Annotated in this window: 5 protein-coding genes; 2 read left to right on the top strand and 3 right to left on the bottom strand. The window is 45.9% G+C overall.

What is annotated here, in order from left to right:
• Together QUA45_RS20340 and QUA45_RS20345 are read left to right on the top strand one after the other, a co-directional pair.
• Positions 1-1,869: calcium-binding protein (locus QUA45_RS20340; protein WP_333221968.1), on the top strand; the 1,869-nt coding region annotated here is incomplete at its 5' end.
• A gap of 480 nt (positions 1,870-2,349) precedes the next feature.
• The gene (locus QUA45_RS20345; protein WP_333221969.1) at positions 2,350-11,430 is read left to right on the top strand and encodes a DUF4347 domain-containing protein; all 9,081 of its coding nucleotides are present in this window, start codon (positions 2,350-2,352) and stop codon (positions 11,428-11,430) included.
• 262 nt (positions 11,431-11,692) lie between these two features.
• On the opposite strand, the gene dprA is transcribed toward QUA45_RS20345, so the two are convergent.
• The 3 genes from dprA to QUA45_RS20360 form a co-directional block, all read right to left on the bottom strand.
• Positions 11,693-12,844 (bottom strand): DNA-processing protein DprA, encoded by a 1,152-nt coding sequence (gene dprA / locus QUA45_RS20350; protein ID WP_333221970.1) that lies wholly within the window; start codon positions 12,842-12,844, stop codon positions 11,693-11,695.
• 180 nt (positions 12,845-13,024) lie between these two features.
• Complete coding sequence (locus QUA45_RS20355; RefSeq protein ID WP_333100545.1) at positions 13,025-13,678, bottom strand: YdcF family protein; 654 nt, start codon at positions 13,676-13,678, stop codon at positions 13,025-13,027.
• A 140-nt stretch (positions 13,679-13,818) separates the two neighbouring features.
• Entirely contained in the window at positions 13,819-14,466 is a 648-nt protein-coding gene (locus QUA45_RS20360) for a DUF2301 domain-containing membrane protein (RefSeq protein WP_333100543.1), read from the bottom strand.

Here is a 14,466-nt window from a genome sequence, read left to right on the forward strand (position 1 = left end):
TATTTAAAAGGAGGAATTGAGGGAAATGTAGGTATTGATTTGGTAGACAAAGGAGAAAATAACGGCACAAGCGATGGCAAAATTAGAGCCTCTGAAATCTCTGAACGCATCAGCAAACCTTCGCAACTATTTGATCTCAACGGTCAAATTAATGCTTCTCTAGGTGCAAAAGTTAAAGTAGGAGTTTGGAGATTTAAAAAAACAGTCTACGATGAAAATTTTGCTACGTTTAAACTAGCTGATTTCAGTCTGGGATCTAGTTCTAGCAAAAAGGGCAGCGGTATTAACGGTTACATGGCCGGGGCGACTGTCTTCTTCGATTCCAACTTTAATGGAGTCAAAGATGAAAACGAACCGTTCTCTATTACTAACGCCGATGGCAGCTTTGACTTAGATGTCTCTCTTGACAAGTTTGACAAAAATAATAGCGGCGACCTCGAACCGGATGAAGGCAAAATTGTACTCAGAGACGGCATCAATACCTCTACTGAGTTGCCGCAGCAAACGCCCCTATTTGCCACGCCTGATGCTACAGTAGTTACTCCCTTAACTACCCTACTGACCGAGTTAATCGCGCAAGGTACTGACCCTAATCAGGCACAAATTCAGGTAAAATCTGCACTCGGAGTGTCGTCAGAAATTGACTTGACTAGCTACGATCCGCTAGCAGCAATTACTCAAAACGATCCAAATGGTTTAGCGGTTTATGCAGCCCACGCTCAGGTACAAAATATCATTGTTTTAGTCACTGATTTAATTAGCGGTGCTGCAACTACGGCTAAAAATGAAATTGCCTCTAGTGTAATTTCCGCCGTTGCCAATCAAATTAAAACTGGCCCTCTAGACTTAAGCAATTCCACCCAATTGCAGGGGATTATCCAGTCGGCAGCGAGTCAACAGCCAGCAGCGCAAATATCGAGTATTGCCTCGGATGCTGCCCAAATTATTGCCGCCGGAAATCAGCGAATAAAGGCGATCGCAACCAGCAATTTTTCGCCCTCAGATGCCGCCACAGAAATCGCCCGCATACAACTTGTAGAACAAGGAAAAGTCGCCCAAGATTTACTGCAAGTCGCAGCCGGAAATAAAACTATTCAGTCGGCGATTTCTGAAAATACTGGTGCATCTCTAAATACCCAAATTCAGTCGGCGATAGCTAACAATCCAACAGTCCGCAATACTTTGGATACTGATGACTCTAGCGCACCATCTACACCCGATGAACCTTTCCCCAGCAGCGGTATTGAATTCGTTAAAGATGGGGAAAATACTACCGAAAGCACAGATGGCGACGATACCATTACTGGCAGCGCTAGCGATGATATATTGCGCGGTAAAAAAGGAAATGACTTGCTGTTTAGTCTTGATGGCAACGATTGGATGAATGGCAATCAGGGGAACGACTTGACAGATGGTGGAATTGGTGACGATACTCTCTACGGCGGCAAGGATTTTGATATCTTGACAGGAGGCGCCGGCAGTGACTTTATTTCTGGCAATCGAGGTGAAGATATCCTAATTGGTGAAAAAGCCGACGATACCCTCTACGGCGGTCAAGGCAATGATATGCTGCTAGGAGGTCAGGGTAACGATTTCCTCAGTGGCGATTTGGGCGATGATACCTTAGTAGGGGATGTAGGGAGCGATCGCTTCTTATTATCTACCAATTCTGGTATTGATACAATCGATGACTTTGAAGTCGGTAAGGACTTGTTAGTATTGGGTAACGGGTTGAGTTTCTCGCAATTGGCAATTGCTCAAGATAGCGGTGCAACTTTAATCCGGTTGGCACAAACAGGGGAGATTTTAGCTTTTCTCAGCGGAGTTTCTGCTAACAGTATTAGTGCCGTTAATTTCGGATTAATTTAAGGAAAATGTGGGTTGAATCACTTATTCTATGAGAGTTTGAAGTAAGTACGCTCGCCCGTAAAGATGGTAACGAATAAGTTTTAGGGGCCAGTTTTACTAAAAATAATTGCCTAAAACCAATTATCTCGTAAACCGGCCCCCACCCTTGCTCGAAAGTCCGCCAGGGATTGAAACGAACGGCCCAACCCGATCGCACATATGTATCAAAAATCCCGCTCTTAATATTTAAGTCTCATTACACTTGCGATTGAATGCTTTTTGTGTTATGGGAGCAACCTCGCGAGCGCTCATCCGCAATATTACTTAATAGACTTCCCCAACTTTATCAAAACTTTAATTAAAAAGGTGTTTATAAAGAAAACTTTATAGATATTCTCTTAAAAAACAGTTATTGTTACTACAACCTTGAGAAAGTGTTTCCGATGCAAGTCGCGAAACAGGGGAATCATTGTCTTTTTTTTAACTATTAGTAGGTGCAGTATGCCAAATTTAAATATTCAAGTTTCTTCAAGTGCGATCGCCTTTATTGACACTCAAGTAGAAAATTATCAAAGTCTGATTGCTGGGGTAAAACCGGGTACGGAAGTAGTCGTTTTGGATGGGAACCGGGATGCGATCGACCAAATTACTGAAGTTTTAGCTCTTCGTACCAATATTGACAGCATTCACATCGTTTCTCACGGTGCTCCGGGCAGCTTGCAACTCGGCGACGTTCGCTTTAGTTTAGATGATATAGAGTGCGATCGGGATGCTCTACAGCAGTGGTTTTCGCCACAAACCGACTCAAGGAGCAAAAATCGACCTAATATTCTGCTGTACGGGTGCTGTGTAGCAGCAGGCGAGACAGGTAAAGCATTTGTCAAACGCTTGAGTGAGTTAACCGGGGCTAGTGTTGCAGCCTCCCAAAACCTCACCGGAAGTGTAGCCAAAGGCGGGGACTGGGAACTGGAAGTCAGAACCGGGAAAATTGAAACGCCGCTGGTATTTGAAGCCGAAGTGTTAGCGGGTTACGCGTATGTTTTGAATAGCTTTGGTGCGGCAACAAATTTTCCCGTGGAATCAGATCCTGTCTTCGTCGATGTCGGAGATTTTAACGACGACACAATAAAGGACTTAGCTGTGGTTAACAGTAACGCTTCCGGCGGCGCTCCTGGCACATCTTATCTATCTGGCACATCAATTCTGTTAGGAGATGGCACGGGTAGCTTTGGCACCGCTACTCTGTTGCCACGAGGAACAACTGCCCTCGCTGTCGCTGACTTTAATATAGATAAAATTGACGACTTGGTTGTAAATAATGGCAATGGTAATGGTACTGTATCAATATTTTATGGGAGTAAGACTGGCTTGGGTGCTCCCGTCGATCTATCTTTCGGCTCGGGGATTTCCCCTAAATACATTGCTGCGGAAGATTTTGACCGTAACGGCAGGCCAGACTTAGCTTTAGCAACTAATCGTGCCACGGGTTCCCCCAATACTAATAGTGTCGTCTCAATTCTATTGCAGAATCTTGATGGCACTTTTGCGGCTCCTCAAAACTTTTTGGTAGGACTAAATCCTCAATCTATTGCCGTCGATGATTTTGACGGCAAGGACGGAAAAGACTTGGCTGTGACGAGCTATAACAATGGTTCTAACATAGTTTCAATTCTACTGAACGATGGTAGTGGCAGTTTTGGCGCTGCCAATAATATTACAGTGGGGTTGCGACCCTATTCTATAGCTGTGGGTAAGTTGAACGATGACCCCTTCCCCGACTTGGCTGTGGGAAATCTTGGTTCTAACAGCATCTCAATTTTGCTCGGGGGTAGTGGGGGCTTTACTACTACTACAGAAATTCCAATGGGTTCGAGCCCCGCTTTCGTCACTGTGGCGGATCTTAACGGCGACTTTAAGCAAGATTTGGTTGTAGCTAAAAATGGATTGAATAAGGTTTCAGCTTTGTTGGGAAATGGCAACGGCACATTTAGTGCACCTGTTGATTTCGATGCGGGATCTGGTCCTAGTGCTGTTGCTGCGGAAGATTTAGACAAGAACGGTTTGCCTGATTTAGCAGTGACAAACTTTAATTCAGACAACGTTTCAATTCTGCTAAATACGCCCAATACAGTTAATTTCGGTGCGGCCACTTACAGCGGTACTGAAGGATCTGCGGATACAGTAATTCCCGTTACTCTCAGCGGTGGCACTCCTTTAAGTAACGTGACAGTACCAATTGTCATCGACCCTAGCAGCACAGCCACCGAAAATTCAGACTACACCTTTTCGCCTACTACTGTTACTTTCCCCGTCGGCACTACTACTCTCACCCAGAATGTTGCAGTTACTATCAAACCTGACAATCTCCCTGAAAACGCTGAAACTGCAATCTTTAACTTTGGCACAATCACCGATGGCGTTGCCGGTACAACCAAACAAACAACATTAGCCGGTACAACCAAACAAACAACATTAACTATTGCAGCAAACGGTACTGTTTCTTATGCCATTGCCGCTGGTACTGCCAGCATTCCTGAAGGCAATAGCGGCACAAAACCTCTGACTTTCACTGCGACTCGCAGCGGCAACATAGGCGGGGCAAGTAGCGTCAATTATACGATCGCCGGCACAGCTACAAACGTCAGCGATTACAACAACATCGGTGGCACTTCAGGGGCAACTACCCCTACCGGCACAATTAATTTTGCCGCTGATGAAACATCTAAAACCATTACTCTGGATGTATTAGGCGACACCCTAGCTGAACCCGACGAAACCATAGCCGTCACCCTTTCAAGTCCCACAAGCCCAGGCGTAACACCGACAATTACCATTGCTACCGCTACCACAACTATTACTAATGATGACAAAGCTGGCTTTACTATTAACCCAACAGCATTAACTACAAGTGAAGTAGTCGGTGGCACTGCTACCTTCACTGTCAAACTCAACTCTCAACCCACTGCTGATGTTAAGCTCGGTTTGAGCAGTTCTAATCCAACCGAAGGAACAGTTTCAACTAATAGCTTAACTTTCACTCCTGCTAACTACAATCAACCGCAAACAATAACAGTGAGTGGTGTTGACGATTTAGTAGCTGATGGCCCTCAACCTTACAAAATTGTCACGGCTGCTGCTGTGAGCACCGATGTTAATTACAATAACGTCGATCCTGAAGATGTCACCGTCACCAACAGTGACAATGAAACTCCGGGAATTACAGTGAATCCGACGGCGGGATTAACTACTGGCGAAGATGGCACTCCTGCTAAGTTTACTGTGGTTCTAAATACTCAACCAACTGCTGATGTGACTATCGGTTTGACCAGTGACAATGTTGCGGAGGGAACTGTTTCCCCTGCTAGCATAACTTTCACTCCGGCTAACTGGAATACAGCGCAGCCGGTGACAGTAAAAGGGGTTAACGATAGCATTGTTGACGGCAATATTGACTACAAAATTATCACAGCGCTTGCTGTTAGCACCGATCCGAATTATAAGCTAGAGGCAGCGGATGTTAGCATTACCAATAAAGACGATGATACGGCTGGTATTTCTATTAGTCCCACGCAAACAACTGCTACAGAAGGCGCGACGGGCAGTTATGCGATCAAGTTAACGTCTGAGCCGAAGCTCCCTGTTACCATTAACTTTACTGGAATTGAAATAGATGCGATCGCGCCTGTTATCTTGGACAGCACTAACTGGGATAAAGGGGTAACAATCACTTTCACTGCTACCGACGACAGCAAAGCCGAAGGTCCGCACAGCGGTAAGATAGCTCACCGTGTTAGCAGTTCAGACCCTAAGTATAGCGGCACGGCAATTGCAATTCAGGATGTAAATGTAACTATTACCGACAACGACACAGCAGGTGTGATCATTACACCTACGAGCACAACTGCTACAGAAGGCGGTGCGACGGGCAGTTATACAGTCAAGCTCAACAGCCAACCGAATGCACCTGTTAAGCTCATCTTAGATACAGGCAGTCAAATCAAGGCGATTTCTACGATTAATTTCGATAGCAGTGACTGGAATGTTCCCCACGAAGTCACAGTCACTGCTATCGACGATAGCAAAGCCGAAGGCACGCACACGGGTAAGATTTCTCACCGTGTTGACAGTGCGGACACTAAGTATAGCAGCACAGCAGTTCAGGATGTAAATGTAGCGATTACCGACAACGACACAGCAGATGTGATCATTACACCTACGAGTACAACTGCTACAGAAGGCGGTGCGACGGGCAGTTATACAGTCAAGCTCAACAGCGAACCCAATGAACCTGTTAACCTCATCTTCAATACAGGCAGTCAAATCAAGGCGATTTCTACGATTAATTTCGACAGCAGTACCTGGAATGCTCCCCGAACAGTCACAGTCACCGCTACGGACGATCGCATAGCCGAAGGTACTCACAGCGGCAAGATAGGTCACGCTGTTATGAGTTTAGACCCTAATTATAGTGGCACGGCAATTCAGGATGTAAATGTAGCGATTACCGACAACGACACAGCAAGTGTGATCATTACACCTACGAGTACAACTGCTACAGAAGACGGCGCGACGGGCAGTTATACAGTCAAGCTCAACAGCCAACCGAATGCAGACGTTAAGCTCAACTTCGATACAGGCAGTCAAATTAATCCGATTTCTGAGATTAATTTCAACAGCAGTACCTGGGATAGGGGGACAAAAATCACTGTCACCGCTACCGACGATAGCATAGCCGAAGGTACTCACAGCGGCAAGATAGGTCACACTGTTATCAGTTCAGACCCTAACTATAGCGGGACGGCAGTTCAGGATGTAAATGTAGGCATTACCGACAACGACACAGCAGGTGTGAGTATTTCACCTACGAGTACCACTGCTACAGAAGGCGGTGCGACGGGCAGTTATACAGTCAAGCTCAACACTCAACCGAAAGCAGATGTTAAGCTCAGCTTCCAGACAGGCAGTCAAATTAATCCGATTTCTGAGATTACTTTCAACAGCACTAACTGGGAGAAAGGGGAAACAGTCACTGTCACCGCTACCGACGATCTCAAAACCGAAGGCGCACACACTGGCACGATCGCTCACACTCTTACCAGCACAGACCCTAACTATAACGGTCAGACGGTTCAGGATGTAAATGTAGCGATTACCGACAACGAAAAAGCAGGTGTTACCATTGCACCTACGAGTACAAGTGCTATAGAAGGCGGTGCAACGGGCAGTTATACAGTCCAGCTCAACAGCCAACCGAGCGCACCTGTTAGCCTCAGCTTCAATACAGGCAGTCAAATTAATCCAGTTTCTGCGATTAATTTCAACAGCACTAACTGGAATATCCCGCAAACAGTCACTGTCACCGCTACCGACGATAGCAAAGCCGAAGGCACTCACAGCGGCACGATCGCTCACCTCCTTACCAGTACAGACCCTAACTATAGCGGGACGGCAGTTCAGGATGTAAAAGTAGAGATTGCCGATAACGACGCAGCATATGTGCTCATTACACCTACGAGTACAACTGCTACAGAAGGTGGCGCGAATGGCAATTATGACATCAAATTAACGTCGCAGCCGATCGCCCCGGTAACTATCAAATTCACAACAGATCAGCAGATAGCGGCGATCGCTCCTCTCACTTTCACTCCAGATAATTGGAATGTCCCTCAAAACGTTACAGTGAAGGCGGTTGACGATACGATTGTGGAAGGCGCGCACAGCGCTAATATTGTTCACTATGTATCGAGTTCTGATACCAGATATAACACAGCTCTAATGGCGACGGTAGCGATCGCCGATAACGACACCGGACCGCTACTTGGTATTCCCACGGTAAAATTTTCCCAAGCTACTTACCAAGTCAATGAAAGTCCCACAGGAGTTCAGAAACAAATTACTCTCACTCGCACTGGGACTGCGGAGGCTCTAAACAAAATTTCCAAGGTGGACATACAACCTGTTACTGGTGGTTCAGCGACTGAGGGAACAGATTGGAAGTTTGCCTCCAGTGACTCTGGTCAAGTCACCGTCACCTTTAACCCAGGCCAAGCTACTCAAACTTTCACAATTAACATTTTGCCGGATACTCAAGGTGAGGGAACAGAAGAAATCGCGTTTCGGATCGCTAGTGCGGATAATGCCAATATTGGCACTCAAAGCTCTACCACCTTGCAAATTTTTGATGCTGACAGACTTTTCACCGACACGAAGGCTCCGATATCTGCTCAGCCCACAGCCATCTGGGGAGACTACAACAATGATGGCAAACTAGATATCCTCGGAAACAGCCAAATCTACGACAACACCGGAACCTACGACAACAACGGCCAAAAGTTGAGCGAATATGGCTTTAGGGAATTTTATGGAAGAGGCTTGCCAGGTCAGAATTCAGTCTGGGCAGATTACAACAATGACGGGCGACTGGATACCTCGCTGACCAATACCAAGAGCGACAACACTTCCAGCTACAAAATCTACGCCAGTGATCCGGGCTTTAACTTTGGCGATAACCCAGAAAATATAGTGCTACGTGACCTTCTCCCCTCTCGAATTTTTAGCTCGAGTTGGGCAGATTACAACAATGACGGGCGTCCCGATTTGTTGCTAAATACGACAGGTAATTACCCCGATTACCCACTCGCCACCACGCTCTACCGCAACACAGCTCCAAACAACAATATGTATCAAGACCGCTTTCAAGACAGCAAAGCACGTCTCGATACTGGCGAACCACTATTTTCTACTAGCGAAATAGCTGGTGCTACCAGTTCTGGGGTTTGGGCAGATTTTGACAATGATGGCAAACTCGATGTTCTGATCCGGGTAAGGGAGTCACAACAGACTCAATCAGGGTGGCCAAGGCAAAAAGCCAAACTCTACCGCAACTTGGGCGATGGCGTTTTTAAAGACACAAACGTATCATTGCCTGGTTTAGGTTCAGAATTCCCTCGCTTTGGCGCCAGAGTTGATGATATGGCCTGGGGAGACTACGACAACGACGGCAAACTTGATATTTTGCTCACGGGGGCGATCGACGGCGCGAATGGTTCAGGCCAGCTTTTCACCAAAGTCTACCGCAACACAACCAGTACCAATGGGTCAGCCAGCTTTGAAGACATAGGTGCACAGATACCTGGTTTGAGTCAAGCTAAAGCTGCTTGGGGAGACTACGACAATGACGGCAAATTGGATATCCTGCTCACTGGTTGGAAGCAACAAGATTTCCAAAGTCCAGGAACAAGCGTCACCAAAGTCTATCGCAACACGGGCAATGGCTTTACCGACAGCGGGGCACAAATCGACAGTGGCGCAAAGCCTGGTGCTACTAACCCATCATCCACAACTGCTTGGGGTGACTTTGACAAGGATGGCAAATTGGATATCCTGCTTGCAGGTAGTTCAAGTAACAGTGACTCCTTTACCAAAGTCTTCCGCAACAACACCCCTAATGCAAACACTCCTCCCACTGCACCCCCAGGGCTGAAGGCTGAGTCGGCTGGTCGAAATGTCACTTTTAAATGGAACAAAGCAACTGACCTTCAAACTCCTGCTGATGGTTTAAGCTACAACCTGCAAGTTAAGACTTCCGACGGTAAGTATATTCTTTCCCCGATGTCTCTGTGGGACGGCACTCGACAAATTGTTGGGTTGGGGAATGTTAGTCAAAACACCCAGTGGCAACTTAAAAACTTACCTCGCGGGGAATATAACTGGGGGGTGCAAGCAATTGATAATGCTTGGGCAGGTTCCCCCTTTGCCTTCGGAGGGAGTTTTACGGTTGAGAACAGCCCGCCAGAAGAGCAAATTCACCTGGGTTCCAAGCCCACTGAGTTTAACCAACCTATCAAAAATGTATACACTGATCCTGATGGCGACCAGATTAATTACCAGTTAACTCTACCTGATGGCAGTTCTTTATACAGTGGCTCAAACACTAGCTGGCTTGGGCTTCAATTCAACTCCTCGGAAAACACCATCACATTTACCGGAACTCCCCCAAGCGGTTCGCAACCCTTCAAGGTGAAATTAACAGCTACAGACAATTACGGTGGCCGTAGCGAACAGACTTTCACAGTAACAACGAAAAATGGGCGCTGGGTGATTGATGGTTATATCTCCGGTGCAACTGTGTTCTTAGATGCCAACAAAAACGCCGTCCTCGATACCAACGAACCATCAACCACAACCGATACAGGCGGTAAATTCAATCTCAATATCCCCTTCGAGACATTCGACACCAACAAAAACGGAGAAATCGACCCATCAGAAGGTAATCTAGTAGCCATAGGAGGCATTGACACCGCCACCGGCTTACCCCTAGAAACACCAGTCACCGCACCACCAGATTCTAGTGTAGTCACCCTCCTAACCACCTTAATCGCCGACTTAATAGACAAAGGAATTGAACCAGAATCAGCCCAATCTTTAGTTAAAGCCGCCCTTTCTCTCCCCGCTGATGTTGACCTGACTAGCTTAGACCCTATCTTAGCCACCAACAACAACCAACCCGGTGGAGTCGAAGTCTTAGCCGCAATGGTGAAAGTCCAAAACTTCATCACCCAAACTGCCGCTTTGATTGACGGTGCATCCAGTGCAGTCAATACCGATATTGTCAAAGCTGTTGTCAGTTCAATTACGGCTCAAATTCAATCCGGTACAGTCTTAAACCTCAGCAATCCAGCAGCCTTAGAACCAATCATTCAGCAAGCAGCCGCGAAAATCCAGCAAATAGACCCCAGTTTCAACAGTCAACAACTCAGCCCTATTACATCGCAATCCGCGACAGTAATGGCAACAGCCAATCAACGCATTGATGCGGCTGTCTCCAACCCAACAGCAACATCAATTCCTGAATCACTTGCCCGCCTCCAACAAGTAGCCTTGGGCCCAACCACTCAAGACTTCAAAGAAGTTGGTACAGGAAATAAACCTATTTCCCAGGTAGTTGCTGACAATACTGGTACTGCTTTAGATAGCAGAATTGAAGCTGTAATATTGCCGACTGGGATTGCAACCCCTATCGTCAGCGGTGATGCAGATTTGGGCAGCAATTCCCCGGATGCAATTCTCGGTACAAATGGTGACGATATCCTGACTGGCGACAGCGGGAATAATGTGTTGATGGGCATGAGGGGCAATGATTCCCTCGATGGAAGTCTGGGGAATGACACTATTTTCGGTGGCAAAGGTAGCGATACCATCCTGGGAAGTAGCGGTGATGATGCCTTATTTGGCAACCGTGGTGCTGATATTTTGAATGGCGATGATGGTAATGATATTCTTTACGGAGGTAAGGGAGATGATTTACTCAATGGCGGTTTGGGAATCGATACTTTGGTAGGAGGAATGGGAGTAGATAAATTCCTACTCTCTACGAATTCCGGTACTGATACGATTACTGATTTTGAAGTCGGTAAGGACTTGTTAGTATTGGGTAACGGGTTGAGTTTCTCGCAATTGGCGATTGCTCAAGATAGCGGTGCAACTTTAATCCGGTTGGCACAAACAGGGGAGATTTTAGTTTCTCTCAATGGTGTTTCGGCTAGCAGTATTAGTGCTGCTAATTTCGGATTATTGATTTAAACGTTCGTAATGAGGGCTTTAGTTCTTATTATTCTTCAGTCTCTTAGAGACGGACTTCGTTTGTATATATGCGGTTTCAACCGCTGACTATAAAGGCCTTGCTCCCCTCTAACCCCCCTTAAACAAGGGGGGACACGAATCTTCTCTTTCGTCCCCCTTCTTAAGGGGGATTTAGGGGGATCTGGCCTCCGCGGTAAACGAGAGATAAAGAGGGGTTTAGACTTAAGTTGACACCAATAGCCTAAACCGTATTACTTACCAATCAGCACCGCTGATATCGCATTCCTGGTAACTGCGAAACTAATCCCAACAATTCCAACTGCAAAAGTATACTAGAAACTCTTCCCGCTTCTAATCCCGCTGCTTCTACAATTGTATCAAAAGAAATCGGCCCACCTGCGATCGCACTTAACACCTTAGCCAATTCCGGCTCCAGCGGCGGCCCTTTCTTCTCAACCGTCGGATTTGGAGGAAATAGCGACAACTGCTCGGCTCTATCCAATTTTGGCATAGCTCCGAGCATTTCCAACAACCTGTCTTCGCTTAACAGTCGATCGCTACTCGGCAGAATCGGATGAGCACCTTTACTCAGCAACTCCAAACATCCAAAAGAACGCTCATCATCCAATCTGCCCGTCAAAACATACACATCCCGGCAAAAATCATTCGCTTGATAAGCAGTAATTAAAGCACCCGATTTGTGCGGAGCTTCTATCACGATTGTAGCGCGGCTTAAGCCAGCAATTATGCGATTTCGGCGGGGAAAATTAGTTTTATTCGGTTGAGTCCCCGCCGGATATTCGCTAATTACCAATCCCTGCTGCAAAATGCGATCGCACAACCTCTCATTTTGTTTGGGATATACAATATCTACTCCCGTCCCCACCACTGCAAAAGTCCTTCCTCCCGCCTCCAAACAGCCTGTATGAGCCTCTGTATCAATGCCCGCAGCCAATCCCGAAACCACAGTAAAATCACTTTTAGCCAAAGCCGTACTAATTTTGCGAGTCCACCTTCTGCCGTATTCCGAAGGGCTGCGAGTGCCAACTATTGCCACCGTCGGCGTAATTCCTTGATTCTCTTTTACATCAACTAAACCACGATAATACAATACTGGTGGCGGATTGGGAATTTCCAATAATAAGCGCGGATAATCTGGATCTGCAGGCGTCCAAAAACAGGGATTTTTTATAAAATGTTTTTCGATAAATTCTTCGGGATTGAGTTTAGTGCGTTCTTGCACAATGGTTTCAATTATCTGCTTTCCGAACCCTTCGATTCGCATTAAATCTACTGGTTTTGCCGTCCAAGCTGCTGCCAAACTATTGAAATTTTGGTGCAATCTTTGCAACAAAATCGGCCCGATACCGTTAATTTGTGACCATGCTAACCAGTATGCGCGTTCTTCTAACAACGAGTTTCCCTCAACTTATCTGAGAATGATTTTATCATTTTTGGTTGAATTATGGTAGGAAACGGCACTGCCTTGTCCTCTCTTTTCACAGATTTACAAGTGCTATATAAATATTTTTTGACGAACCGGAAAGGCGCTAAGAACACGAAGGTAATTAAGAGAGATGTTGACAATTACTGGCTAGGTTCTCCAATCTACAAAACGGGCATAAATATAAGCAATGATTTCTCCGATTACTGTCCGAAAACCTTCGCTAGATTTCCACCATTCTTTGGAATTGTAATCTTGCGGTTCCGCCGCTATAATCCCGACTTTAATCTCAGGATTCAGCACTTCTTTAAATACAATCCAACTTCGGCGGGCGTGAGGCCCAAAGGAATAAAGATTAATTGAATTAACTTTTAAATCTGAAGTAGAAAACCAATCTCGAAGTGCGATCGCAGAAGCAGCAGTACGGTGTTTCACAACACTCGCTGCTGGTACTGCTACTAATTTGTTTTTATCAAATCCTAGTGCAATACAAGTCGCGGCAGTTAGTGCAGCATAATTTTTATATTCAGCGAGATAGTAGCCTTTACTTAAAGGAAGTCCTGTGGTAATTAATTGGCTGTATTTGCCTTTTTTGAATTCGGCGATCGCACTTGCGATCGCATAATCGGGCAACCAGCCTTCGACAACCAATATATCTGCTTTAATCGGCGCATTTACCGCCAAAAACGGATGGATATTTGTGAGAATTAAGAGCATTAAAATTATCAACCCCGCGATTGCAATTATCCAACCTTCCTTAGTAATTGCCCAGATTTCTCGACGACGGATTAAACGAATTCTCATTATTATAGCAGAAGGAAGAAGATCGATGTGAAGAAGGAAGAAGCCACAATACCAATGGTTTTAGGAAAATGGAAATAGTGGGACAGTGAGAGAGCAATCAAATTGTTCTTCGGCCCCATTCCCAATGCCCCATTCCCAAATTATTTGTGTTTCAGATACTCAAAAACGCTTTTATCACCGATATCCTGCGGCATCGGTTGAAAAAACTTGCGTACAGCAAAGATGATAAACAAAGCAGCCCAAATAGCCAGCAAAAACTGTTCATTTTCGCCTGACAAAAAGCCGAAAATATGTCCTAAAATTAATAGAGGAACTCCTGGAGTCAAAAACTTAGTCTCGAGGCGATTAAAACAAAATGCTTCCTTAAAATAAATGCCATTTAACGCGGCAAAAGTAAAGCCAATTCCCCACAACGTGGCTGGATGTTCGTACACTGCTAAAGCTAGAGGTTGGCTGCTTTGTAGGGCGACAAACAATGCTGCCGCGCCGCCGATCGCCCAAAACACCTGTAGTGTTCGGTGTAGCGCAATCATGTAAATGTGAATAGTTGCTAAGCTGACGCCTAAAGCTATCCAGAAACAAGCAAAAACAGGCGTTACAGCTTGGATTGCAATCGGGTTGTCGCCCTGTTGCAATACCAGAGTAGTGCCGATCGCAAAACACAGTGCCGCCACCCCCAATCCGGCGCGGTAAATCAACACTCCCGTGCGATCTTTTTGAGTAATCGTAAACTCGCCGAATTGTCCTTGATAGACTGGCGATTCATCAGGCGATTTCAGTAGTTGCAT

Source organism: Microcoleus sp. Pol12A5, assembly GCF_036701435.1.
In the GTDB taxonomy this organism is placed as follows: domain Bacteria; phylum Cyanobacteriota; class Cyanobacteriia; order Cyanobacteriales; family Microcoleaceae; genus Microcoleus.